Source organism: Methylobacterium sp. WL64 (assembly GCF_008039945.1).
GTDB lineage: Bacteria > Pseudomonadota > Alphaproteobacteria > Rhizobiales > Beijerinckiaceae > Methylobacterium.
On sequence record NZ_VRVA01000001.1, the window covers coordinates 225,694 to 248,976 of the forward strand.

The 23,283-nt window shown below is 69.8% G+C and carries 22 protein-coding genes; 11 read left to right on the plus strand and 11 right to left on the minus strand.

What is annotated here, in order from left to right:
* Positions 1-108: 108 nt before the first annotated feature.
* The 3 genes from FV242_RS01055 to FV242_RS01065 form a co-directional block, all read right to left on the minus strand.
* Positions 109-1,893, minus strand: coding sequence for a DEAD/DEAH box helicase (locus FV242_RS01055; RefSeq protein ID WP_147937612.1), 1,785 nt, complete (start codon positions 1,891-1,893; stop codon positions 109-111).
* A gap of 149 nt (positions 1,894-2,042) precedes the next feature.
* Complete coding sequence (locus FV242_RS01060; protein ID WP_147937613.1) at positions 2,043-2,429, minus strand: type II toxin-antitoxin system VapC family toxin; 387 nt, start codon at positions 2,427-2,429, stop codon at positions 2,043-2,045.
* Positions 2,426-2,683 carry a type II toxin-antitoxin system Phd/YefM family antitoxin gene (locus FV242_RS01065; RefSeq protein ID WP_147937614.1) on the minus strand — a complete coding sequence of 86 codons (258 nt, stop codon included), beginning with the start codon at positions 2,681-2,683 and terminating at the stop codon, positions 2,426-2,428. The genes FV242_RS01060 and FV242_RS01065 overlap by 4 nt, the downstream gene beginning before the upstream one ends.
* 113 nt (positions 2,684-2,796) lie before the next feature.
* Here FV242_RS01065 and FV242_RS01070 point away from each other — a divergent pair, with 113 nt between their 5' ends.
* A complete protein-coding gene (locus FV242_RS01070; protein ID WP_147937615.1) occupies positions 2,797-3,888 on the plus strand; it encodes a calcium:proton antiporter in 1,092 nt (363 codons plus the stop codon).
* Here the strand turns inward: FV242_RS01070 and FV242_RS01075 are convergent, their stop codons facing one another.
* Positions 3,889-4,608, minus strand: a complete 720-nt coding sequence (locus tag FV242_RS01075; RefSeq protein WP_187278302.1) for an FAD-binding oxidoreductase — start codon at positions 4,606-4,608, stop codon at positions 3,889-3,891.
* Positions 4,601-5,206, minus strand: a complete 606-nt coding sequence (locus tag FV242_RS01080) for a sulfite oxidase-like oxidoreductase (RefSeq protein ID WP_147937616.1) — start codon at positions 5,204-5,206, stop codon at positions 4,601-4,603. Before FV242_RS01080 ends, FV242_RS01075 begins: the two co-directional genes overlap by 8 nt.
* A 163-nt stretch (positions 5,207-5,369) precedes the next feature.
* On the opposite strand from FV242_RS01080, the gene FV242_RS01085 reads away from it, so the two are divergent.
* Complete coding sequence (locus FV242_RS01085; RefSeq protein WP_147937617.1) at positions 5,370-5,675, plus strand: hypothetical protein; 306 nt, start codon at positions 5,370-5,372, stop codon at positions 5,673-5,675.
* On the opposite strand, the gene FV242_RS01090 is transcribed toward FV242_RS01085, so the two are convergent.
* The 3 genes from FV242_RS01090 to FV242_RS01100 all read right to left on the minus strand — a co-directional run bounded on the left by FV242_RS01090 (position 5,645) and on the right by FV242_RS01100 (position 8,340).
* Entirely contained in the window at positions 5,645-6,610 is a 966-nt protein-coding gene (locus tag FV242_RS01090; RefSeq protein WP_147937618.1) for a DMT family transporter, read from the minus strand. The genes FV242_RS01085 and FV242_RS01090 overlap by 31 nt on opposite strands.
* Positions 6,610-6,885 carry a translation initiation factor IF-1 gene (infA, locus tag FV242_RS01095; RefSeq protein ID WP_007561169.1) on the minus strand — a complete coding sequence of 92 codons (276 nt, stop codon included), beginning with the start codon at positions 6,883-6,885 and terminating at the stop codon, positions 6,610-6,612. The genes FV242_RS01090 and infA overlap by 1 nt, the downstream gene beginning before the upstream one ends.
* Before the next feature lie 312 nt (positions 6,886-7,197).
* On the minus strand, positions 7,198-8,340 hold the full coding sequence (locus FV242_RS01100) for a branched-chain amino acid ABC transporter substrate-binding protein (protein WP_147937619.1): 1,143 nt from the start codon (positions 8,338-8,340) through the stop codon (positions 7,198-7,200).
* 291 nt (positions 8,341-8,631) lie between these two features.
* Here FV242_RS01100 and FV242_RS01105 point away from each other — a divergent pair, with 291 nt between their 5' ends.
* From FV242_RS01105 to FV242_RS01115, 3 genes are all read left to right on the plus strand, one after another.
* The gene (locus FV242_RS01105; RefSeq protein WP_147937620.1) at positions 8,632-9,837 is read left to right on the plus strand and encodes an amino acid aminotransferase; all 1,206 of its coding nucleotides are present in this window, start codon (positions 8,632-8,634) and stop codon (positions 9,835-9,837) included.
* 4 nt (positions 9,838-9,841) lie between these two features.
* Entirely contained in the window at positions 9,842-10,879 is a 1,038-nt protein-coding gene (locus FV242_RS01110; RefSeq protein WP_147908729.1) for a hydroxyacid dehydrogenase, read from the plus strand.
* 317 nt (positions 10,880-11,196) lie between these two features.
* On the plus strand, positions 11,197-13,278 hold the full coding sequence (locus tag FV242_RS01115) for a TonB-dependent siderophore receptor (protein ID WP_246692556.1): 2,082 nt from the start codon (positions 11,197-11,199) through the stop codon (positions 13,276-13,278).
* A 12-nt stretch (positions 13,279-13,290) separates the two neighbouring features.
* Here FV242_RS01115 and FV242_RS01120 read toward each other — a convergent pair whose 3' ends face one another.
* The 3 genes from FV242_RS01120 to FV242_RS01130 all read right to left on the minus strand — a co-directional run bounded on the left by FV242_RS01120 (position 13,291) and on the right by FV242_RS01130 (position 15,911).
* A complete protein-coding gene (locus FV242_RS01120) occupies positions 13,291-14,088 on the minus strand; it encodes a hydroxypyruvate isomerase family protein (RefSeq protein WP_147908730.1) in 798 nt (265 codons plus the stop codon).
* A 3-nt stretch (positions 14,089-14,091) separates the two neighbouring features.
* A complete protein-coding gene (locus tag FV242_RS01125) occupies positions 14,092-14,763 on the minus strand; it encodes an aspartate/glutamate racemase family protein (RefSeq protein ID WP_147937621.1) in 672 nt (223 codons plus the stop codon).
* 95 nt (positions 14,764-14,858) lie between these two features.
* The gene (locus FV242_RS01130; protein ID WP_147937622.1) at positions 14,859-15,911 is read right to left on the minus strand and encodes a LacI family DNA-binding transcriptional regulator; all 1,053 of its coding nucleotides are present in this window, start codon (positions 15,909-15,911) and stop codon (positions 14,859-14,861) included.
* Positions 15,912-16,068: 157 nt separating this feature from the next.
* Here FV242_RS01130 and FV242_RS01135 point away from each other — a divergent pair, with 157 nt between their 5' ends.
* The 6 genes from FV242_RS01135 to FV242_RS01160 all read left to right on the plus strand — a co-directional run bounded on the left by FV242_RS01135 (position 16,069) and on the right by FV242_RS01160 (position 22,848).
* Complete coding sequence (locus tag FV242_RS01135; RefSeq protein WP_147937623.1) at positions 16,069-17,376, plus strand: alpha-hydroxy acid oxidase; 1,308 nt, start codon at positions 16,069-16,071, stop codon at positions 17,374-17,376.
* 13 nt (positions 17,377-17,389) lie between these two features.
* Entirely contained in the window at positions 17,390-18,451 is a 1,062-nt protein-coding gene (locus FV242_RS01140; protein WP_147937624.1) for a lactonase family protein, read from the plus strand.
* Positions 18,452-18,491: 40 nt separating this feature from the next.
* The gene (locus FV242_RS01145; RefSeq protein ID WP_147937625.1) at positions 18,492-19,787 is read left to right on the plus strand and encodes an MFS transporter; all 1,296 of its coding nucleotides are present in this window, start codon (positions 18,492-18,494) and stop codon (positions 19,785-19,787) included.
* A 15-nt stretch (positions 19,788-19,802) separates the two neighbouring features.
* A complete protein-coding gene (locus tag FV242_RS01150) occupies positions 19,803-20,642 on the plus strand; it encodes an NAD(P)-dependent oxidoreductase (RefSeq protein ID WP_147937626.1) in 840 nt (279 codons plus the stop codon).
* 29 nt (positions 20,643-20,671) lie between these two features.
* Positions 20,672-21,373: a substrate-binding domain-containing protein gene (locus FV242_RS01155; protein WP_147937627.1), complete on the plus strand. Its 702-nt coding sequence runs from the start codon at positions 20,672-20,674 to the stop codon at positions 21,371-21,373.
* A 149-nt stretch (positions 21,374-21,522) separates the two neighbouring features.
* Positions 21,523-22,848, plus strand: a complete 1,326-nt coding sequence (locus tag FV242_RS01160; protein ID WP_147908738.1) for an MFS transporter — start codon at positions 21,523-21,525, stop codon at positions 22,846-22,848.
* Positions 22,849-23,283: the final 435 nt, after the last annotated feature.

The window sequence follows — 23,283 nt, forward strand, 5'->3', positions numbered from 1 at the left end:
CCCGCGATCCGCATCGTCTTTGCGGATCGCGGGGCGGGTGGCGTTCGGGGCGGCGCTCCAAGGCCGTCCGGGGGCGCAGCGTCGCCCCCGTTCAGGTTTTCGACCGGATCAGCTCCGGCCGGTGTTCCGGCCCGGCTTGTGATCGGGCCGGGGACCGGACCGCTCGGCCTGGCGCTGGTGCTTGCCGGCGCGCGGGCTGGCAAACCCCTTTGGGCCACTCGGGCTGGTTTTGCGCTCGGCCGGGCCGGCATCCCCAGCCAAGGCCTCGACCTGAATCTCCGGCGAGCCGTTGCGGGCGAACGCCTCCGCGAAGCGCGCGGCGGCGTTGCCGCGGATCTCGAACTTGGTCTCCCGGTCGAAGATCCGGATCGCGCCGATCTCCTGGCGGCCAATACCGCCGCGGCGGGTCAGCATCGGAAGCAGCCTGCGCGGGTCGGCGTTGTCGCGCCGGCCGAGATTGAGCCGGAACCACACCGCCGGACCCAGGGCGGCGATCTGCTCGGGGTTCATCGGGTCGTAGGGCGGGCGCTCGCTGACGCCGCGCGGCGCACGGCCCTCGCCGGGATCGCCGACCTCTTCGGGCGCCGGCAGGCGGGTGCGGTAGACCCGCGCCAGCAGGGCGGCGAGTTCCTCCGGCGTCTTGCCGGCGAGCAGGGCGCCGGCGAGCGCGACATCCTCCTCGGCCGGCGGCTCGGAGAAGAGCGGGTCGGAAAGCATGCGCTCGCCGTCGAGCTTGCGAATGTCGTCGGCCGAGGGCGGCCCCGACCATTCCGGGCTGACCTTGGCGGTGGCGAACATCTGCTCGGCGCGGCGGCGGCGGGAGTTCGGGATCAGCAGCACCGAGGTGCCCTTGCGCCCGGCCCGGCCGGTGCGCCCGCTGCGGTGCTGCAGCACCTCGGCGTCATGCGGCAGGTCGGCGTGGATCACCAAACTCAGCGACGGCAGATCGATACCGCGGGCCGCCACGTCGGTGGCGACGCAGACCCGGGCGCGGCCGTCGCGCAGGGCCTGGAGGGCGGCGTTGCGCTCGCCCTGGCCGAGTTCGCCCGAGAGCGCGACCACCGAGAAGCCGCGCTCGGTGAGGCTCGCCTGGAGATGGCGCACCGCGTTGCGGGTGTTGCAGAACACGATCGCGGTCGGCGCGTCCGCCTCGCGCAGGAGGTTGAGCACCACGTGCTCGGTCTCGCGCGGCATGATCCGCACCGCCCGGTAGGCGATGTCGGCGTGGCCCTTGCTCTCGCCCTTGATCGCCAGCCGCAGGGCATTGCGCTGGTAGCGCTCGGCCAGGGCCTCGATCGCTTTCGGCAGGGTCGCGGAGAACAGGTAGGTCGCGCGCTCCGGCGGGGTGGCCGAGAGGATGAACTCGATATCCTCGCGGAAGCCGAGGTCGAGCATCTCGTCGGCCTCGTCGAGCACGACGGCGCGCAGGTTGGTCGGGTCGAGGTTGCGGCGCTCGAGGTGGTCGCGCAGCCGGCCCGGGGTGCCGACCACGATATGGGTGCCGTCGGCCATCATCCGGGCCTCACGGCGGGGATCCATGCCGCCGACGCAGGCGGTGACGCGACCGCCGGCCGGGGCGTAGAGCCAAAGCAGCTCGCGCTGGACCTGGAGCGCCAATTCGCGCGTCGGGGCGATCACCAGGGCGAGCGGCGCGCCCGCGGGCGGCAGCATCTCGGACGCGCCGGCCTCCTCATCCGCCCCTCGGCCGAAGAGCATGTCGGCCATGGCGAGACCGTAGGCCACGGTCTTGCCGGAGCCGGTCTGGGCGGAGACGAGGAGGTCGCGGGCGCCGGCCGCCGCTTCCAGCACCGCGGCCTGGACCGGGGTGGGATCGGCGTAGCCGCGCTCGGACAGGGCCCGCGCGAGGGGGGCGGGCAGGGTCGGGAAGGGCAAGTTTCGGAAACTCTCAACGGCCGCGCCGCGCCCGGCAGCGCGCCATCGCGCGGCGGAGGAATCAGGCACCGGACTTTATTCGGGTCTCGACAAGGTAGCGCCTACGGGGCCCGATGACCACTCCCACCACGGCATGGGCCGGTTGCGCGTCAGCAGACCGGTGCGGTGATGTCGGTCCGGCTGAAATCCGCACCGACATACAGCGGTGGGCAGCCGTGTTCCTTGGCGACATCGTAGGCGAAGTAATCTCCGAAGATCAGACCGGGCGGATGCAGGCCCTTGCCCCAGCGCCGATAGCATGCCGCGACGCGTCCGGCCGAGGCTGCGGTGACCGACACAATCTCGATGGCGAGCCCGTCGATCAGGCGGCCCATCTCGTCGCCGACGTTCCGGCGCTCCGACACGATCAACGCTTCGGCGACCGTCGCCGCCGACATCACGAGCCTGTCCTCGCGCTCGATGAGGGCGATGCAACGCTCCGCCTCCGGCTCGTTCTGGAGGATCGCCATGAGCGCGGAGGTGTCATTCGCGATCATCCGGGCAGGCCGTCCGGGTCGTAGAGGCAATCCTGGCTGCGGGCGGCGCGCGGGCCAGGGGTGAGCTTGGCGGAAGCGGCGACCTGAATCGCATCGATGAGCGCCCGGCGCACCGTCCGATCTGGCTTCGGCTCCACGGCCACCATGCGGACGACTGGCCGGCCATGGCGGGTCAGGATCACCGCGTCGCCGGAGTCGGCGCGGCGGACGAGTTCCGTGAGCTGCGCGTTGGCATCTGTCACGGACATGCGCATCGCGTTCCCCTATCTCGACGCCACCGCTGGTCACGTCACAGGAATCGCCTATGAGGTAGTCTAACACCTTGCGCGACACCACCAAAACGATCCGGCCGGGGACCACCAAGATCATGACGGGAGCCCTGCGGCTGGCTGTGGCGTGGGCGACGGTTCTCGCCTTCGCGTGGTTCGGGAAGGCCTGGCTCGGGGACCTGTCGCAGCCCTGGTTCGCGGGCGGCCTGTTCGCCTGGCTGCTCGCGGTCATCGTCTGGGCGGCCTTCGGGGTGGTGCACGAGGCCGAGGAGCTGGCGCATCGCCTCGGCGAGCCGCTCGGCACCCTGGTGCTGACGCTGTCGATCGTGATCATCGAGGTGGCGCTGATCTCCGCCGTGATGCTCTCGGCCAAGGATGCGCCGACGCTCGGTCGCGACACGATGTTCGCCGTGCTGATGATCGTGCTGAACGGCGTGGTCGGCCTCGGGCTGCTGATGGGCGGCCTGCGCCACCACCAGCAGAGCTACAACCTGCAGGGAGCATCGGCCTTCCTGTCGGTGATCATCCCGCTGACGACTGTCGCGCTGATCATCCCGAACTTCACCAGCTCGACCGCCGACGGCACCCTAACCACCCTGCAGGCCGTGACCTTCTCGGTGTTCACGCTGGCGCTCTACGGGGTGTTCCTGCTGATCCAGACCAGCCGGCACAGCGATTTCTTCCAGGATGCGGAAGAGGAGGCGGACAGCGGGTCCACCTCGGGCTCGACCTCGCGCGGCGCGATGGCGAAGCACGTCGTCCTGCTGCTCGCCAACGTCGTTCCGATCGTGCTGCTGGCCAAAAGTCTCGCGGTGATCCTCGACCACGGCATCGCGGCGCTCGGTGCGCCCTCCGCGCTCGGCGGCGTGCTGATCGCCGCCATCGTGTTCACCCCGGAGGCGATCTCGGCGCTGAAGGCCATCGCGCGCAACGAGTTGCAGCGAGCGATCAACCTGTGCCTGGGCGCGGCGACCTCGACGGTCGGCCTCACGGTGCCGGCGATCCTGACGATCGGCCTGCTGACCGGCCAGACCGTGGTGCTCGGCCTCAAGCCGACCGAGAGGACGCTGCTGGCGGTCACGCTGATCCTGAGCACGCAGACTTTCTCGGGCCTGCGAACGACGGTCCTGGAGGGCGCCGTGCACCTCGTTGTGTTCTTCGTCTACCTCGTCCTGATCTTCAGCCCCTGATCAGCTCCCGAACCGCTCGGTCCGGATCACGCCCGCAGGGACGCCCGCCGCCAGGATCAAGTCGGAGGCCGCGCCGACGAATCGGTTCGAACCGCAGAGGAACACCTTTTCGGGTCGTCCGAGCCGCGTCAGGGCGCCGGCCACGAGGGCGGCGTCGATCCGCCGGCCACCGGCATCCCGGGTGGTGGTGATGTGCAGGGAGAATCCGGTTCCGTCGCCGGCAAGGCGCTCCAGCTCGGGCAACGCGATCGCCCCCGCGCGGGTGTGGGCAGAGTAGATCAGGGCCGCCGGGATCTGCGGAGCGACTAGCGCACGCCGGCGCAGCATCGCCAGCAGTGGCACCACGCCGGATCCGCCGGCCCCCAGCAGCAGCGGGCCGCCGTCCGGACCGTCCCAGGAGAACGAGCCGCCGATCGGCCCGCGCAACTCGACCCGGTCGCCGACTTCGGCGGCCTCCGAGAACCAGCCCGAGACCTCGCCGTCAGGCAGCGCCTCGACCATCAGCTCGAGGGTGCCGCTGCCGTCGGGCGCCGAGGCGATCGAGTAGCTGCGCTGGGCCTGGTAGCCGTCCTCGGCGGTCAGGCGGACATCGACGTGCTGGCCGGCCCGGTAGGCCTGAGCGATGTCACAGCGCAGCCGAAAGCTCTTCACCTGCGGGGTGACGGGCGCGATCGCGGTGATCTCGGCCTGGTGCCAGCGGAAGACGATCGGCTCAGTCACCGGTGTAGCGCTCCTCACGCCAGGGATCCCCGTACATGTGATAGCCGCGCAGCTCCCAGAAGCCGGCGGTGTCGGTCTGGGTGAAGCGAAGGCCCTTCACCCACTTGGCGCTCTTCCAGAAATAGAGGTGCGGCACGAGCAGCCGTGCCGGGCCGCCGTGATCTGGGTGGATCGGCTGGCCGGCATAGCGCGTCGCCACCATGGCTTGGCCGTTCACGAGGTCGGCCACCGGCACGTTGGTGGTGTAGTCGTCGTAGGATTCCGCCAGGAGATACCCGGTCGGCGCCGCGATGCCGGCATCGGCCAGCAGGTCGTCGAAGCTCACGCCCTCCCAGGCGGTGTCGAACTTCGACCACTTGGTGACGCAGTGAATGTCCCCCTGCCAGGTGGTACGGGGCAGAGCCTCGAAGTCCTCCCAGCTCCACGTCTTGATCGGCCGCGAGCCCTCGCGCAGCGTGAACCGCCAGGTGGCCGGATCCACGGTCGGGTTGGGGCCGATCTGCAGGATCGGGAAATCCTCGGTGAGATATTGGCCGGGCGGGATGCGCGCGCCCGTCTCGGGCGGCTGCCTGCGCCCGACGAAGCCCCGTGTCACCATGCCGGCCTCCGCTCGCGGTTGTTGTTTTGATGCGTCCGATCCGGGTTTGGTGCGTCGGAACACCCCACGTCAAGTCGTGATGTGCGGCCGAACAAACGCCCCAAAGCTGAGGTGTGGTAGTCAGCCTACGCCTGACCGAATCGCACCCATCAGGGGGAATGTCATGAAGTACCTTCTCGCGACGAGCCTCATCGTCGGGAGCCTCGCCACCCTCTCGCCGGCCGCCCAGGCCCGTGACGGGATCGGCGCCGGCGGCGCGGCGGCCCTCGGCGTGCTCGACGGCCTCGCAGTCGGCGGCGCCATCGCGTCGTCGGCCAACAATGGCTACTATCCGGGCCGGCCGGTCTACCGCGCCCCGCCGCCTGTCTACGTGGAAGAGGATTACGGTCCGGTCTGCCACTTCGAGCGCCGCCGCACGATCGACCCCTACGGCGACGTCTACATCCGGCGCGTCCGCGTCTGCGAATAGGCGGCTTCGGGGGTCGCCCCTGCGGCCGGCGCCGGCTTCAGGCGCTCGGCACAGGCGATCCCCCCGAGCACCAGGGCCAGGGCGACGGCTTGAGTCGCCCCGAACGGCTCGCCGACCAGCAGGACGGCGAGACCCGCGCCGAAGATCGGCACGAGGTTAACGAACAGGCCGGCCCGGTTCGGGCCGATCAGCTCGACCCCGCGCATAAAGAACAGCTGCGCCATCAGCGATGGGCCCAGGCCAACGAAGGCGACCATCGCCCAGCCCGCCAGCCCGGGCCAGACCGCGTGCCCCGTAGCCCACTCGACGGCGAGGGGCGGCAGCGAGGTCACGAAGGCGGCGATCGCCATGGCGGCGAAGAACGCCAGCGCCGTAACCTTCGGACGCGTCGGCAGGAAGATCGTGTAGCCCGCGTAGAGCAGGCAGGCGCCGAACACGAGGACATCGCCCCGGTTGAAATCGAGGCGCGTCAGGACCGACCAGTCACCGTGGGTCGCGGCGATGCCGGCGCCGATCAGCGTCAGGAACACGCCGATCATCTGGCCGGCGGTGACCGGCACCCGGTAGGCCACGCGGTTGAGCAGGATCACCAGGACCGGGATCGCCCCCTGGAACAGCGCCAGGTTGACCGCGCCGGTATGGACGCCGGCGGCGTAGAACAGGCAATTGAAGGCTGTGTAGCCGAGGCCGCCCATCAGCAGGATGCGCAGCCAGTGGGGCCGCAGGAGCGCCCATTCCGCGACGAGCCTGCGGGCCGCGAACGGCGCGAGCGCCGTGCAGGCCACCGCCCAGCGCAGCGTCGTGATCACCTGAGGCGAGACGTGGCCGGGGGCCCAGCGGCTGCTGACCGCATTCCCGGCCCAGAGCAGCGCCGTGAGCGTGAGGAGCAGATAGGCCGGCGCGACCGAGGAACCCCGGGTCGCGCGCTCAGCCATCAGCGGCGGCGGAACTGACCGCCCCGCACCTGCGGACGCGGACCCGCGGAGCGCTCGTCCTTATGACGAAACACGAGGCGGCCCTTCTCGAGGTCGTAGGGCGACATCTCGACCGTGACCCGATCACCCGCCAGCGTCTTGATGCGGTTCTTCTTCATCTTGCCGGCCGTGTAGGCGACGATCTCGTGGCCCTGGTCGAGCTGTACGCGGTAGCGCGCGTCCGGCAAGATCTCGATCACGAGACCGTCGAACTGCATCAATTCTTCTTTCGCCATGCACCTTCTCCAGTCGGACCGTCCGGCAGCAGGCGTTCCGGCAAAACTTCTACGGCTGTCATCAAGCTCGGGAAACGCCACAGGGCGCGGATCCGATCCGACGGACGGTCCGCGCCTGCTCAGCGACGCTGCCCGCATTTAGTCGTCGTACGATCCCGCGGCAAGTCACGCCGTGCGCTTCGGACTGGATATCGAGCCCCGGATGATGCGCGCAAACGCTGATTTGGCCTCATCTTTTCGAAAAAACCGGAGGGCATCTCCGGAATGCCGCGTCCGGCACGTCCCCGGATCGCGCTCCCGAGTGGCCCGCCCTCACGGACCGGAGACGTCGTTGCCGGCGTAGTCCAGGCGCCCGTCCGGTGTCCGCCGCCAGACCCGCAGGGTGACCGGTCCGGTGATCCGGTCGCCGCGTTCGTCGAAGCCGACCGGCCCGAGGATCGTGCGCGCCGGCTGGGTGCCGTGCAGGGCCTCGGCGACCTTGCGGCCGTCCGGAACGCGTCCGGCCTTCGGGTCCGCCGCACGGGCGCGCTCCAAGCCTTGCGCCAGCACCTCCACCGCCGCGTAGCCCGACGCCGCGACGCTGTCGGCCTCGGAGCTGCGCGCCGGCGCCTTGCCGCCCTTCGGCTCGGGCAGGCGCGGGGAATCGGGCGGCAGGGTCATCACGGTCCCCTCCCCGGCCGCACCGGCGACAGCCGCGAACGCGGGATCGAGGATGCCGTCGCCCGCGACCAGCGAAGCACCGATGGACGCCTCGCGCAGGGCGCGGACCAGGGTGGCGGCCTCCGGGGCGAGCCCCCCGAAATACACCGCCTCGACCCGGGCCGCCTTCAGCCGTCCGACCAGATCGGAGAGGTCGCGGGTGCCGCGGGGAAAGCCGTCGAACAGCACCTCCGGGGTGCCGGCCTCCTTCAGGCGCGCCGCCACCGCCTCGGCGAGGCCGCGCCCGTAGGTCGAGCGATCGTTGACGATGGAGACCCGCCGGCCGGCGAACGCCTTGGCGAGATAGCTCCCCGCCGCCCGGCCCTGCTGCGCGTCGCTCGGGCCGAGCCGGAACAGGTTCCACAACCCGCGGCCGGTCAGGGGCGTATAGGTGGCGCCGGGCGCGACCATCACGGCGCCGGCCTCCTCGTAGACCGGGGCCGCCGCCGCGACCGCCCCGGATTCGAGCGGCCCGACCACGAAGCGCACGCCGTCGGCAGCGAATTTCTTCGCGGCGGCGAGGGCTTGCCTGGGATCGCCGGCATCGTCGGCCGGCACCAGGGCGAATTTCGGCCGGCCGCCGCCGGCGCGGTTCAGGTCGGCGACGGCCTGCTCGGCGCCCTGCCGCAGCCCCTGGCCGAAGGCGGCATCCGGCCCGGTGAGCGGCGCCGACAGGCCGATCCGCACCGGGGCCTGAGCGGCGGCCGGTGCCGCGGCCAGGAGAACGGCGACGATCGGGGCGAGGATCTGCTTCATCGCCACACGTTATGGGCAGTCGCGCCGGGCGGGAAGCGTGCATCGCAGGGCCCGCGCACCGGTCCGACAAGCTGGCCACGGGCTTTCGCGGACAGAGGAGGCGAACCCAAACGCGTTCGCGGCCTGCGGTTTCAAAATCCATTCATCCTTGAGCGGATCGGGATGCAGCTGCGCGCGGAAGCGCTGGCGGGCAGGCGCGATGTGGGAAATAAGGGCGTCGGCCGACCCGCGACTTCGGACAGATCCGCCCGCTCGCGCCGCATCGAAGACCCTCTGGGACGATTGACGATCATGACCTCGCTGTTCGCCGGCATCCAGGACGCGCCGCTCGACCCGATCATGCGCCTGTTCGAGGCTTTCAACGCCGACACGAGCACGAAAAAGCTTAACCTTGTGGTCGGGGTCTACACGGATGCCGAGGGCAAGGTGCCGCGCCTGCGCGCCGTGCAGACCGCCGAGAAGCGCTGGATCGAGAAGGGTCTGCCGAAGACCTACCGGCCGATCGAGGGGACCAAGCCGTTCCGCGACGCGGTCCAGGCCCTGCTGTTCGGTGCGGGCGCCCCGATCCTGACGCAGAACCGCACCGCGACGCTCCAGAGCATCGGCGGCACCGGCGCCCTCAAGACCGGCGCCGACGTGCTCGCGCTGCTCAATCCCGGCGCCACCGTGGCGGTGAGCAACCCGAGCTGGGAAAACCACAAGGCGCTGTTCACGCAGGCCGGCTTCACCGTCGTCGACTACCCGTATTTCTCGGCCGAGACCGGCGGCGTCGACTACCCGGCGATGCGCGCCTACCTCGAGACGCTGCCCAAGGGCTCGATCGTGGTGCTGCACGCCTGCTGCCACAACCCGACCGGCGCCGACCTGACACCCGACGAGTGGCGCGACCTCGCACCCTTGCTCGCGGAGCGCGGCCTGATCCCGTTCCTCGACATCGCTTACCAGGGCTTCGGCGACGGCCTCGATCCGGACGCCGCACCGGTGCGCCTGTTCGCCGAGTCGGGCCAGGAGTTCTTCGTCGCCTCGTCGTTCTCGAAGTCGTTCTCGCTCTACGGCGAGCGCGTCGGCGCGCTGACGATCGTCGCCGAGACCCCGGCTTTGAAGACCAAGGTCGAGTCCCTGGCCAAGCGGCTTGTGCGGGCGAGCTACTCGAACCCTGTGACCCACGGCGCGGCCATCGTCGAGATGGTGCTGACCGATCCGGAGCTGCGCGCCGACTGGGAGCGGGAGCTGGCCGAGATGCGTGAGCGGATCCGTTCCATGCGGGTGCGCATGGCCGACAGCCTGCAGCAGCGCCACCCCGAGCGCGGTTTCGACGCGATCAAGACGCAGAAGGGCATGTTCTCCTACACCGGGCTGAGCCCCGAGGAGGCGACCCGCCTGCGCACCGAGCACGAGGTCTATGCCCTGGAGACGGGCCGGATCTGCGTGGCGGCGGTCAACACCCACAACATCGACCACGTGGTCGATGCGATCGACGCCGTTGTGAAGGGCTGACCCGATGGCGGCCCTCAAGCGCGTCTGCCGGTTCAATCTCTGGATCAACCCGGTCTTCGATGCGCGGCTGAGGGCCGAGCCCGATATCGACCTCCAGGTCGGCGACCTGCAGGGCCCGGCGGAAACGCTCGAGGCCCTGCTGGCGCAGGCGCATGTCTTCCACGTCTCCCCGGCACGGGACGAGCTGCCCCGCCGCTGGCACGTCACCGACGGCCTTCTGGCCGGCTGCCCGAACCTGCTGGCGGTGTCGTCCGGCGGGGCGGGCTTCGACACGGTGGACGCGGCCGCCTGTACCCGGGCGGGCGTCGCCGTGGTCAACCAGGTCGGCGGCAATGCCCGCTCGGTGGCGGAACTTGCCATCGGCCTGATGCTCGCCGTCTCGCGCAAGATCTGCGTCTCGGACCGGCTGCTGCGGACGGAACGGGGCTTCTCGCGGGAATCGCTGATGGGCCACGAGATCGGCGGCGCGACCCTCGGGCTCGTCGGCATCGGCCATACCGGCCGGGAGGTCGCAAAGCTCGCCCGCGGGTTCGACATGCGGGTCCTGGCCTACGACCCGCTGCTCGCGGCCGACGAGATCCGAGCGCGCGGCGCAGAGCCGGTGGATCGCGCGCGGCTGCTCGCCGAGTCCGACATCGTGTCCCTGCATTGCCCGCTCGACGACACGACCCGGGGCAGCTTCGACGCCACGACCTTCGCGGCCATGAAGTCCGGCGCGCTGTTCATCACCACGGCCCGGGGCGGCGTTCACGACGAGGCGGCTTTGGCCGATGCCCTCACGGCCGGCCATCTCGCGGGGGCCGGCCTCGACGTGTGGGCACCGGAGCCCCCGCCCCGTGATTCCGGCCTGCTGCAGCTCGACACCGTGGTGGCGACCTACCACACCGCCGGCGTCACCCACGAGGCGCGCCGGAACGTGGCCTCCTGGGGCGCCGAGCAGATCATCGGCCTTCTGCGCGGTGAGACCCCGCCCCGCCTGGTGAACCCGGAAGTCTGGCCGGCCGTGCTGGAGCGTCGGGCGCGGCTGTTCGGGGCTCCGTAGCCAGACCGCGGCGTCGAAGCCACGCGCGAACCGCCCGCCCGCGATGTTGCGCGACAGCAACGCGCCGGCCCTGCCTGCGGGCAGTTTTGAGCGCTCGTAAGATATCCCACAGCTAGTTCAAAGTCATTCCAAGTTTTACGCCGGGCACAGGCCCGCGATCAAGCTTGACCGTTTTGGTTCACAGAAACCATACCGGCAGCCTGAACGCAGCTTGGCTTGAGAACGTGGCGAAAACCTTCAAACAATCCGGACCGATTACTTCTTGTCGGGGCGCAAAGTTCGCTGCGTCGGCGCTCATCATCGGCTACTCTGCTGTGATGAGCTCGGATCGGGCTCAGGCAGAACCTGCATTCGAGGCGAATCACGAGGTCCAGCTCGAAGAACTCTCGGTCACCGGTCAGGGCGGTCCGTCCCGGGCCCCGGAGGGCTACGCCCCCGCGACCACGATCAGCGCCACCCGCACCGATACGCCCCTGCGCGACGTCCCGCAGACGGTCGTGCCGGTAACCCGGCAGGTGCTGGAGGACGCGGCCGCCACGCGGATCGACACCGCCCTCGACCTGGCCGGCGTCGGCCGCGCCAACAGTTTCGGCGGCCTCGGCCTGACCGAAGTCACGATCCGCGGCTTCTCCGTGTTCGACTATTATCGCAACGGATTCCCGATCAGTCGGGGCTACCCGAACGCGCCGGACGTCGTCGCGATCGAGCGGATCGAAGTGCTCAAGGGTCCGTCGGCCTTCCTGTACGGACGCGGCGATCCCGGCGGCACCTTCAACATCGTCACCAAGCAGCCCTTGGCTGAGCGATCGCTGGCGATCGGCACGCAGTACGGCAGCTACGGCGCCAAGCGCAGCACCTTCGACGCCACCGGGGCGCTCGACGAAAACGGCCAGGTGCTCGCCCGCATCACCGGCGCGGTGGAGGACAACGGCAGTTTTCGCGATTTCGTGAGCGGCGACCGCTACCACGTCGCCCCCGTCCTTGCCTGGAAGCCCAGCGCGGACACGACGATCACCCTGGAAGGCGCCTTCGTCAGCACCGGCACGACCTTCGATCGCGGCATTGTCCCCCTCCAGGGCCGACTGCGCAACGTCCCGCGCTCCCGCTTCCTCGGCGAGCCTGGCCTGCCGCAGAGCGTGGTCCAGGACGCCCTGGGCCAGCTGCGGATCGAGCACCGGTTCGACCAGGACTGGGTGCTCACGGCCGGCGCGCAGGTGCTCGGCGGGTCCCTGAAGAGCTGGGGCGTCGGCGCGGCCGCCAACGGCTTCCTGCCGGACGGCCGCAACCTGCGCCGGAACCTGGAACGGCGCGACCTGACGTGGTCCGACACCGATGTGCAGGTCAACTTGGCGGGCAAGTTCGACACTGGCTTCCTGCACCACACGCTGCTGCTCGGCCTCGAATACGACCGCTACCGCTACCGGGAGATCTTCGACCGCTCGAACGCCGCGACCTATCCGTTCCTGCTCGACCTGCTGGCGCCGCGCTATGGCCAGGCGCTGCCGCGCAGCCTGCCCACCATCACCAACTTCCTGCAGCACACGGAGAGCTACGCGGGCTACGTCCAGGACCAGATCGACGTCACCCCTCAGCTGCACGCCCTGGTGGGGGTCCGGGTCGAGGATGTCGGACAGGACTCGACGTCCTATCTCAATAACCGCACGACGAACCTGCGCGGCACGGAGGCGCTGCCGCGCTTCGGCTTGGTCTACGATCTGTCCGACGCGGTTGCGGTCTACGGAAACTACGCGCGCTCGTTCAAGCCCAGCACCGGCTTCGACCGGCGCGGCCAGCCCCTCGCCTTCGACGGCGGCGAGGGCTACGAGGCCGGCGTGAAGGTCGGCCTGCTCGAAGGGCGGCTCAACGCCACCGCGGCCGTGTTCGACATCCGGCGCACCAACGTCCCGACCACGGACCCGGTCGATTCCGCCTTCAACGTCGCCGCCGGCGTGGTGCAGAGCCGCGGCTTCGATCTCACCCTGGCAGGCGAGCTGGCGCCGGGCCTGCGCGTGATCGGCACCTACACCTATGTCGATGCGGCGGTGGCGCGGGACAACACGATCCCGGTCGGGACCCGACTGGCCAACATTCCTGCCAACAGCTTTGCCATGCAGGCGGTCTACGAGGTCCAGGGCGGCGCCCTGAAGGGGCTCGGCTTCGGGGGCGGGCTCAACGTGGTCGGCCAGCGCGTCGCCGGGACGGCCGTGTCGACGTTCACGATGCCCGCCTACACGGTGGTGAACTTGATATCGTATTATCAGATCACGCCGGATGTCCGGGTCTACCTCAACGTCGACAACCTGTTCGACGCGATCTACTACGACAGCGCCTTCCAGAACCGCTACGCCACCCCGGGCCAGCCGCGCACCATCATGGGCGGCGTCGCAGCGCGGTTCTGACGGCCACCGGCCCTACGCCGAGGCTGCGCGCATCCAGCCGAGGCCCGCCTCTGTGCCCGCGGCCGGGTGATATTCGCAGCCGATGAAGCCGGCATAGCCAACGGCTTCCAGCGCTTCGAGGATCGGGTCGAACGCGATGGTACCGGTGCCGGGCTCGTGCCGGCCGGGATTGTCGGCGATCTGGACATGGGCGATCAGCGGTGCGTGTGCCCGGATCAGCGCCGCCGGGTCATGGCCGAGGCAGACGCAGTGATAGGCGTCGAACAGCAGCTTGACGTTGTCCCGGCCCACGGCACGGATCGCATCCACGGCCTTGAGCGGGTCGTCGATCACGTAATCGGCGATGGAGCCCGGGCCGATCGGCTCGACGATCACCGTCATGCCGCGGGCCTTGGCGGCGTCGGCCGCGAAGGCGAGGTTGTCGAGATAGGTGTCCCACAGCCGCGCGGGCTCAGCGCCGGCCGGCCGGACGCCCGCCATCGGGTGAACCATCCGGCAGCCGAGCTGCGCGACATAGTCCAGGGTCGGCTCGATGGTGGAGCGGAAATACGCGACCTTGTCCGGCAGGGCCGCGAAGCCCTTCTCCCCCTTGGAGGCGTCGCCGGCCGGAAAGCCGGTCTGAACCAGCGGCACGCCGGCCCGATCGAGCCAGGCCGCAACGTCCCGGGCCGGGGTCGCGAACAGGTTGGGGTGCTCCACCGCCCGGAACCCGGCTCGGGCCGCGGCGGCGAACCGCTCCGCCAGCGGCCGCTCCGTGAACAGGAACCCGCAATGGCCACTGAGGCGGTCGGAAAAGGTACCGAGCTTCATGGATCAGGCCCTCCCAGCCGTCTCGATCATCGCGCGCATCCGGTCCACCGCCGCGTGGGGCGCCGTCAGGACCGGGACGTCGACCACCGCGCGCACGGCCTCGGCCGCCCGGGAGGTCGAAAAATGCGCCAGCATGATCGCGTCGCAGTCGGACAGTTCCGAAGCGCGGGCCGCGATCAGCCGGTTGTGGGTCTCGGCGTCGCCGGCGCGCAGGCGCACCATGGCGTCGTCCACCAGGATCGTCCGCAGGCTCGCCGGCCGGCCGGCCTGGCCGACGAATTCCTCGAACTCATCGGTCATGGTGCCGATCGAGGGGCCGAAGGTCGCCAGCATGCCGATGCGCTCGCCTTGCGCAATCGCCGCCCGGAACATCGCCTCGTTCGGCTTGAGCACCGGCACCGGCACGGACCCGATCAGCCGGTCGATGGCCGGTCCGAAGGCCGAGCAGGTGATCAGGATGCCGTCGGCGCCCATGTCGTGACCGTAGCGCCCAAACCGGACGAACCGGTCGATCATCCCTTCCGAGATCTCGCCGGGTTCCTTGGCCCGGTCGAGGGACAGGCCGTCATCCAGCAGGTTGACCGTCTCGGCCTCGGGCCAGCGCTCCGTGAAGGCCGCCTGGATCGGAGCCATCGCGACCGGTGTCGCGTGCAGGAGGACGATGCGCGGGGCCATGTTGTCTCCCGGGATGCGGCGCGGTTGGGCGTCCGTTTGGCGATGACGGTGTTGTAAGCGATTTCAAAACGGTGGCAAGATATCGCTGATCCGCTTCAATCGAGGTTCTGCTTGCGCGGCGGCGCCGTGCTGGCGCGCAGGATCAGCTCGGCGTCGATCTGGGTCAGGCGCACCATCGGGCGGCCCTGCATCCGGGCGATCAGGTGGTCCCCGGCAGCGTGGCCGATCTCGGCGGAATGGATCCGGATGGTGGTCAGCGCCGGGTCGAGGAAGGGTGCGAAATCGGAATCGTTGTGGCCGATCACCGAAAGGTCTCCGGGTACGTCGAGCCCCCTTGCCCGGGCCTCGATCATCGCCCCGAAGGCGATCTGGTCGGTGCCGCAGATGATCGCGGTGGGCGGACGCCCGCCCGCCAGCATCTGGCGGAAGCCGTCGCGGCCGCCCCCGATGCCATAGGAGATCTCGATGTCGTGCCCGGGGGCGAGCGTCAGGCCGCGCGCCGCCAGCGCCTGCGCGATGCCGGTGACGCGGGCGCCGCCGCGGTCGTTGTCCTTGCGCAGGCCGGAGATCACCCCGATCCGGCGATGGCCCAGATCGATCAGGTAGTTCGCCGCCCGGGCTGCGGAAGCGGCGTTGTCGAAGCCGACGCAGGGACGCTCCCGCGACAGGCTGAAGGTCTGCACCATCGGGATGCCATGCCGGGCGATGCGGGCATGGAGATCCGGGTGGTGGATGTCGCCGACCAGCATCAGCCCGTCGACGCCGCGTTCCAGCAGGAAGGTCGCCTCGCGCAGCTCGTCCTCGAGGTCGTAGCCGGCATTGGCGGCGACCAGGGTGTAGTCGGCCTGTCGGAGCCGCTCCTGGAAGCTCGACAGGACGCGCACGAACGCTTCGTTCTCGATGTTGGGGACCACGGCCCCGACGGCCATGAACCGGCGGGTCGAGAGGGCCCGCGCGGCGCCGTTGGCAACGAAGCCGAGATCCTGCGCGGCGCGCATCACGGCGTCCCGCTTGTCGGCCCGGACCCCGGCCGAGCCGTTGAGCACCCGGGAGACCGTCGCGGTCGAGACCCCGGCGCGATGGGCCACGTCCCGCGCCACCGGGCTGCGCGACGGCGGTTCGAGGATCTCACCCGGCCCATCCAACACGGAAATTCGACTCTCCCCCGGTACGCGTCCGAGCCTAAGCGTTGCCTGGACCGGCAGTATATTGACACTCCCGAACGTTGCTGGCTATCTGAAAGCGCTTTCAAATCGACTGCCGGCCCGCAGACATCCGGGTCCGCTGAAAACCAGGGAGGAGCGGATGGCGACGTTCGACCAGCCGGCTTCCGGCCTGGGGGCTCCCGAGCGCGAGGCCTCCACGGTGGGGCAGGCCGATACCGCGGCCCCCGGCATCGCCGGCCCGCAGGCCCTCGTCACCAGCCTCAAGCGCAGCGACGCGGTCACGCCCTATCGGTTCCGCGACCTGCTGGCACTCGACGATTTCGAGCGCCAGGCCCGACGGCTGCTGCCGCACATGATCTTCCAGTACGTGGCCGGCGGGGCCGAGACCGGGGCGGCGCTCGCCCATAGCCGCGGTGCCTACGCTGATTATGCGCTCGTGCCGCGGCTGATGCGCGACACCTCCGGCCGCGACACCGTCACAGACCTGTTCGGCCACACCTACGCGGCCCCCTTCGGGGTCGGGCCGCTCGGCGGGGCGGCGTTCATCGCCTATCGCGGCGACATCGTTCTCGCCGAGGCGGCCCGGCGGATGAACCTGCCGATGATCCTCAGCGCCTCCTCGCTGATCAAACTGGAGGACGTGTACGCCCAGAACCCGCAGGCCTGGTTCCAGGGCTACCTGCCGGGGGACCAGACCCGGATCGACCGCCTGCTCGACCGGGTCGCGGCCACTGGCTATCGCACCTTCGTGGTGACGGCCGACACCCCGACGCTGGGCAACCGCGAGCACAACACCCGCAGCGGCTTCTCGATGCCGATCAAGGTCACGCCCAAGGTCGCGTGGCAGAGCGCGGCCCATCCGCGCTGGCTGCTGGGCACCGTCGCCCGGACATTCCTGAAGCACGGCGCCCCGCATTTCGAGAACACCGAGGCCGAGCGCGGCCCCCCGATGATGTCGCAGGGCGCGGTGCGCAACACCATCGCGCGAGACCAGCTCTCCTGGAAGAACCTGGAGGCGATCCGCAAGCGGTGGTCCGGCAACCTCGTCGTGAAGGGGCTCCTGGCCCCCGAGGATGTTGAAATCGCGAAGGACTGCGGCGCAGACGGCGTGATCCTGTCGACCCATGGCGGCCGCCAGCTCGACCACGCCATCGCACCCCTGGACGTGCTGCCCGAGATCGCCGCCCGGAAGGGCAACCTGAAGATCATCGTCGACAGCGGCATCCGCCGCGGCACCGACGTGATGAAGGCCCTGGCGCTCGGCGCCGATTTCGTCCTGCTCGGCCGGCCGTTCATGTTCGGCGCGGCGCTCGGCGGTGCGGCGGGCGTCGAGCACGCCATGCGGATCCTCAAGGAGGAGCTCAACCGCGACATGGCGCTGATCGGGGTGAACCGCCTGTCCGAGCTGAACCCGGACTTCCTGCGCCGCGTCCTGCGGCGGAGCTGATCCGGAGACCGGCATGACCGACGACGCGCCCCGCTCCCCCCTCGGCCTCGCCTTCGTCGGCTGCTTCACCACCGCGCGGCGCCGGGCGCGTGGCCAGGGCATCGACGTCTACCGTGTTGGAGCCGGGCTCGACGATTGGACCCATCTCGGCCGGGTCGACGGGCTGGACAACCCGTCCTTCCTGGTCACCGATCCCACCCGCGGTGCGCTCTACACGGTCCAGGGCGACGGCGCGGCGGCCACCGCCTTCACGGTCACGCCGGACGGCACCCTGCGGAGCCTCGGCAGCGCGGAGACCGGCGGCACCAACAGCGTCCACCAAGCGCTCGACCCGAGCGGGCGGTTCCTGATCGTCGCGAACTACGCCAGCGGCTCGGTCGCGCTGATGCCGGTGCGGCCCGATGGCGGGCTGGAACCGGCCGCGCAGGTTCTCCCGATGCCCGGCGCGCCCGGCCCGCACCGGACCGAGCAGGCCAGCGCTCACCCGCACCACGTGGTCCTGTCGCCGGACGGGCGCCACGTTCTGGTGCCCGACAAGGGTCTCGACCGGGTCTTCATCCTCAGGATCGGCGGCGACCGCCTGGAGATCGCCTCCGAAGCCGTGCTGCGCCCAGGCGCCGGATCGCGCCACATCGCGTTCCATCCCGGCGGGGCCCTCGCCTTCCTGGTCAACGAACTGGATTCCACCGTCGCCACCTGCCGGTGGGATGCGCCGTCCGGGACGCTCACGCCGCTCCATTGCGTCCCGACGCTGCCGCCGGATTTCTTCGGAGCGAGCACGGCGGCGGCGATCGTGGTCACGCCCGACGGGCGCTTCGTCTACGCCTCGAACCGTGGCCAGGACGGGATCGCGCGCTTCCGCGTGGCCGACTCCCACCTCGAACCGGCCGGCTGGACGCCATCCGGCGGCCGGGACCCGCGCTTCATGACGCTGGCGCCGGACGGGGTCCGCCTCCTGGTCGCCAACGAGCAGGGCGACAGCCTGGCCGAATTCACCATCGACCCCGGATCCGGGGATCTCACCCAGACGGGCTCACGCCAGAGTTCGAGCCCCTGCACGATCGCGTTCTTGTAAAAAATACAAAACAAAAAATGGACAATCCGGAGGAAGCCCGATGTTTTCCAAACGCTACAGGTTCCTGATCGCAGCTCTGCTGTTTATCGCCGGGATCATCAACTACATGGACCGCGCCGCGCTTGGCGTGGCCGCGCCCTTCGTCAAGCAGGACCTCAACCTGTCGCCCTCCGAGCTGGGGGTGATCTTCAGCACCTTCTTCTTCGGCTACGCCCTGTTCGCCTTCGTGGGCGGCCAGCTCGCCGACCGCTACGGCCCGCGCAGCGTCTACACCTGGGCGGCGACCTCCTGGTCGGTCCTGTGCATGCTCACTGGCGCGGTGACCGGGTTCGCCCAGATGTTCGTGGTCCGCGCGCTGTTCGGTTTCGCCGAGGGGCCGATGAACTCGACCACGAACCGCACCATCACCACGTGGTTTCCCCGAGAGGAAACGGCGCGCACCATCGGGGTCACCTTCTCGGGCCAGACCGTCGGCAGTGCCATCGCGGCGCCCGTCGTCGGTCTGCTGGCGATCCAGTACGGCTGGCGGGTGGCGTTCGTCGCCATCGGCGCCGTCGGCCTGCTCTGGGTGGTGGCGTGGCGGATCTTCATGACCGACCGGCCCCGGGACAACCCCCGGGTCTCCGCGGAGGAGATCGAACTGGTCGAGCGCAGCCGGGCCGTGTCGCATCTCGCCGCCTCCGACCACGAGCGGTCGCTGCGCGGCTACCTGTTCCTGCCGAGCACCCTGTCGCTGGGTCTCGGCATGTTCGCGGTGAACTACACCCTCTACATCTTCCTCTCGTGGCTCCCGAGCTACCTCACCGACGCCCTGCACATGCCGGTGCAGCAGATGGCGTTCGTAGCCTCGATCCCCTGGGCCTGCGGGTTCGTGGGCTATGTCGGCGGCGGCATCGTCGCCGACCTCCTGTACAAGCGCATGGACGACAAGCTGGCGGCGCGGAAGATCACCACGATCGTGCCGCTCGCCATCGCGGGCATCGCGCTGATCACCGTCAACGCCGCACCGAACGCCCCGACGGCGGTCGCGCTGATCGCGCTGGCGGTGCTGATGCTGACGAGTTCGGTGCAATCGTGCTGGGCGACGATCCACGAACTGGTGCCGGAGGCGCGGGTCGGCGGCGTGAGCGGATTCGTCCACCTGCTGAGCAACATCTCGGGCATCATCGGGCCGACCGCCACGGGATTCGCGGTGCAGTATCTCGGCGGCTACGCCAGCGCCTTCGTGATCGCCGCCGTGATTGCCGCGGCCGGCGTCGTCGCGATGGCGGTCTTCGTGAAGCGCCCGCACGACCCGCAGGCGGCCTCGCCTCTCAACGCGGTGAAAACCGCCTGATCCCGGAGCGAACCGATGAGCGCCCCCACCGACACGATCCCCGAAAAGCCCATCCTCCTCACCGGCGCCTCCGGTGCGCTTGGCCGGGTGCTGACGAAGGCGCTCGGCGCGCAGGGCTGGACGCTGCGCCTGACAGACCGGGTGCCGTTTCCCGATCCGCTGCCGGAGGGCGCGCGCTTCCAGGTTGCCGACCTGGAGGACGGCCCGGCGATCCTGCGCCTGGCGGAGGGCTGCGGCACGATCCTGCATTTCGGCGGGATCTCGGTGGAGCACCCGTTCGAGACGGTGATCGGCCCGAACATCCGCGGGCTCAACCACGCGTACGAGGCGGCCCGGCGGGAGCGCGCCCGCATGGTGTTCGCCTCCTCCAACCACACGATCGGGTTCCATGAGCGAACCGAGGTGCTGGACGACGACTGCGCGTTGGCGCCGGACGGCTATTACGGCCTGTCGAAAGCCTACGGCGAGATGATGGGCGGCCTGTACCGGGACAAGCACGGGGTCGAGAGCGTCTTCCTGCGCATCGGCTCCTGCTTCCCGGAGCCGACCGACGCGCGGATGCTCGCGACCTGGCTGTCCTACGCCGACCTGACCCGGCTGATCACCCGCGCCACCCTGGCTCCGACCCTCGGACCGAAAGGATCGGTGGTGATCTGGGGCGCCTCGAACAACAGCCGCATGACGTGGTGGCGCCGGGACGGGCGCGACACCATCGGCTGGGCGCCTCAGGACAGTGCCGATTCCTACGCCCCGGCCCTGGAGGGCAAGATCAGCGGCGACCCTGTGATCGAGCGCTACCAGGGCGGCGGCTTCACCGCCCTCGATTATTCCCGCGCCGCGCCGCCGGCCCGGTGATGACAGACCTCGAGACGACCGGAGCCGGCATGGCGGACGACCAGGAAACGACCCGGCTGAAATGCGCCCTGGTGGTGCGAGGCGCCTTCGACGCTCATGTCGTCCCCGCCTTCGAGGCGGCGGGCGGCCGGGCGGCGATCGACTGGGCGCCGACAGCGGTGATCATGAAGGCGCTGGAGGCGGGCGAGACCGCCGACGCGGTGTTCGTGCTGTCCGACGCGATGGACCGGCTGATCGCCGCAGGACAGGTCGAGCCCGACACCCGGGTCGATGCCGTGCGCTCCCGCTACGGCATCGCCGTGAAGGCCGGGGCGGCGCATCCGGATATCGGCGGTGTCGACGCGCTGAAGCGGACACTGCTGGAGGCGCGCTCCGTCGCCTATTCGCGCACCGGTGCCAGCGGCATCTACTTCGCTGGCCTGCTGCCGCGGCTCGGACTCGCCGAGGCGGTGAACGCCCGGGCGACGATCATCCCCCAGGGTTTCACGGCGGAAAAGCTCGTTTCGGGCGAGGCCGACATCGCGGTCCAGCAGATCAGCGAACTGATGGTCGTGCCGGGCATCGAGGTGGTCGGGCCGTTCCCGGAGCCTGTTCAGGAGGTCACGACCTTCTCGGCCGCGCTCCTGCGCGGCGCCACCGACCGCGCCAGCGCCCTGCGCTTCCTGGCCGGGCTGACCACGCCGGAGGCCGCCGACGCCTACCGCGCCAGCGGCCTCGAGCCGGCATTCTGAGAAGGCTCGAAACGAGCCCAGCGTCATCGCGGGCGCAGTCAAGCAGACCAGGGACGAGCATCGTTCGAAGATCGCGCGCTGCACCGGGTCGCTTCGCCAACCCTCGCGATGACGATGCAAATACAAAATAGCACAAAAACGAGGAAACCATGATCGCCAGCGAACAGGACCGGATCGTCCGGCAGGTGTTCTTCAGGCTGATGCCGCTACTCTTCATCGGCTACGTCATGGCCTATATCGACCGGATCAACGTCGGCTTCGCGGCCCTGCGGATGAACGCCGATCTCGGCATCGGGCCGGCGGTGTTCGGGTTGGGTGCCGGGATCTTCTTCATCGGCTATTTCATCTTCGAGGTACCGAGCAACCTGATCCTCGAGAAGGTCGGCGCCCGGCGCTGGATCGCCCGGATCATGATCACCTGGGGCCTGCTCTCGGCCGCGATGATGTTCGTACAGGGCTCGACCAGCTTCCTGGTCCTGCGCTTCCTGCTCGGCGCGGCCGAGGCCGGGTTCTACCCGGGGGTGATCCTCTATCTCACCTACTGGTTCCCGAAGGCGTATCGCGCCCGCATCTTCGGTGCCTTCGCGGTGGGAATCCCCGTCTCGCTCGCGATCGGCGCGCCGCTCTCCACCACGATCATGCAGCTCGACGGCACCCTGGGCCTCAAGGGCTGGCAGTGGTTGTTCCTGTTGGAGGGCATTCCCACCACCCTGTTCGGCTTCGTGTTCCTGGCCCTGATCCCGGACCGGCCCAAGGACGCGCATTGGCTCGCGCCGGCCGACCGCACGGCCCTGCAGACTCTGATCGATTCCGAGCAGAGCAGTGTCGCCGGCACCCACGGGACCAGCCTGCGCACGGCCCTCTCGGATCCGCGGCTGATTGCGCTGTCCTTCATCTACTTCGCCAACACCGGCGCCAATCTCGGCCTGGCGTTCTTCCTGCCGCAAATCCTCAAGAGCACCGGCCTGTCCGACATGCAGACCGGCCTGATGACCGCCGTTCCCTATATCTTCGGCGTCGTCGGCGGCCTCACCGTCGGCTGGATCTCGGACCGGTACGACGACCGCCGGGTGACGCTCGCCACAGCCCTCGGACTTACCGCGACTGGGCTGGCGCTCGCCGGCTTCGCCACCGGCTCGCTCTGGGCGGTGGCGTTCATGGCGCTCGCCGCCGCCGGGCTTTACGGGGCCAAGGCGCCGTTCTGGGCGCTCCCGTCGGTGTTCCTGAGCGGCAGCGCGGCGGCGGGCGGAATCGCGCTGATCAACTGCATCGGCAATCTGGGCGGCTTCGTCGCCCCGTCGATGGTCGGATGGATCCGCGAGACCACCGGCAGCTTCGAGGCCGGCCTGTACTTCCTGGCCGCGCTCGCCCTCTCCGCCGTGGTGGTGACGCTGCTGGTAGTCAACGCCCGCTTCGGCGACGCCCGCCGGTCGCCCGGTGTCGCGCCCATCCCGGCCGCGGCGCCCCGGACCTGACGGCGGGCGCGACCGACGCACTCCGTCTCGGCTTGACCCAAGCCGAGCGCGATCGGAACGGCCTGTTCGACACGTTCCGGATGCTGGCCGCCGATCCCCGTATGGCCCGGGAGCGGCGTGCGTTGAAGCCGCCCATGCGGCTTCAACGCACGCGGCGCTAATGATCGCCGATATCGAGGACGGCGCAGCAATCCGGATCGTTCACGTGCTTCATGGCCGGCAGGATTGGGAGCGCGCCCTGATCTAAAGTCGGCCCTCGGGGTCCGCTCCAACGGACGTGCGGTCGATCACCGGCCGTTTGACGTTACCCGGGGCTGACGCCCGTGGGATGTTTCCAGAGGCGGTTCTATTGTCGCCTTCAGGAGGCGCCCGGGCCTCGCGACCGCAAAAAAGTCCTTATGCTCGTGCTGTCCGGACGCCCAATCGTGTCCGACC

Excerpts from the sequence above, each read along its gene's own strand:
- FV242_RS01060 (WP_147937613.1), bottom strand. The coding sequence starts at position 2,429 with ATGATCGCGAATGACACCTCCGCGCTCATGGCGATCCTCCAGAACGAG.
- FV242_RS01065 (WP_147937614.1), bottom strand. The coding sequence starts at position 2,683 with ATGCGCATGTCCGTGACAGATGCCAACGCGCAGCTCACGGAACTCGTC.
- FV242_RS01070 (WP_147937615.1), top strand. The coding sequence starts at position 2,797 with ATGACGGGAGCCCTGCGGCTGGCTGTGGCGTGGGCGACGGTTCTCGCC.
- FV242_RS01080 (WP_147937616.1), bottom strand. The coding sequence starts at position 5,206 with ATGGTGACACGGGGCTTCGTCGGGCGCAGGCAGCCGCCCGAGACGGGC.
- FV242_RS01085 (WP_147937617.1), top strand. The coding sequence starts at position 5,370 with ATGAAGTACCTTCTCGCGACGAGCCTCATCGTCGGGAGCCTCGCCACC.
- FV242_RS01090 (WP_147937618.1), bottom strand. The coding sequence starts at position 6,610 with ATGGCTGAGCGCGCGACCCGGGGTTCCTCGGTCGCGCCGGCCTATCTG.
- infA (WP_007561169.1), bottom strand. The coding sequence starts at position 6,885 with ATGGCGAAAGAAGAATTGATGCAGTTCGACGGTCTCGTGATCGAGATC.
- FV242_RS01100 (WP_147937619.1), bottom strand. The coding sequence starts at position 8,340 with ATGAAGCAGATCCTCGCCCCGATCGTCGCCGTTCTCCTGGCCGCGGCA.
- FV242_RS01105 (WP_147937620.1), top strand. The coding sequence starts at position 8,632 with ATGACCTCGCTGTTCGCCGGCATCCAGGACGCGCCGCTCGACCCGATC.
- FV242_RS01110 (WP_147908729.1), top strand. The coding sequence starts at position 9,842 with ATGGCGGCCCTCAAGCGCGTCTGCCGGTTCAATCTCTGGATCAACCCG.
- FV242_RS01115 (WP_246692556.1), top strand. The coding sequence starts at position 11,197 with ATGAGCTCGGATCGGGCTCAGGCAGAACCTGCATTCGAGGCGAATCAC.
- FV242_RS01120 (WP_147908730.1), bottom strand. The coding sequence starts at position 14,088 with ATGAAGCTCGGTACCTTTTCCGACCGCCTCAGTGGCCATTGCGGGTTC.
- FV242_RS01125 (WP_147937621.1), bottom strand. The coding sequence starts at position 14,763 with ATGGCCCCGCGCATCGTCCTCCTGCACGCGACACCGGTCGCGATGGCT.
- FV242_RS01135 (WP_147937623.1), top strand. The coding sequence starts at position 16,069 with ATGGCGACGTTCGACCAGCCGGCTTCCGGCCTGGGGGCTCCCGAGCGC.
- FV242_RS01140 (WP_147937624.1), top strand. The coding sequence starts at position 17,390 with ATGACCGACGACGCGCCCCGCTCCCCCCTCGGCCTCGCCTTCGTCGGC.
- FV242_RS01145 (WP_147937625.1), top strand. The coding sequence starts at position 18,492 with ATGTTTTCCAAACGCTACAGGTTCCTGATCGCAGCTCTGCTGTTTATC.
- FV242_RS01150 (WP_147937626.1), top strand. The coding sequence starts at position 19,803 with ATGAGCGCCCCCACCGACACGATCCCCGAAAAGCCCATCCTCCTCACC.
- FV242_RS01155 (WP_147937627.1), top strand. The coding sequence starts at position 20,672 with ATGGCGGACGACCAGGAAACGACCCGGCTGAAATGCGCCCTGGTGGTG.
- FV242_RS01160 (WP_147908738.1), top strand. The coding sequence starts at position 21,523 with ATGATCGCCAGCGAACAGGACCGGATCGTCCGGCAGGTGTTCTTCAGG.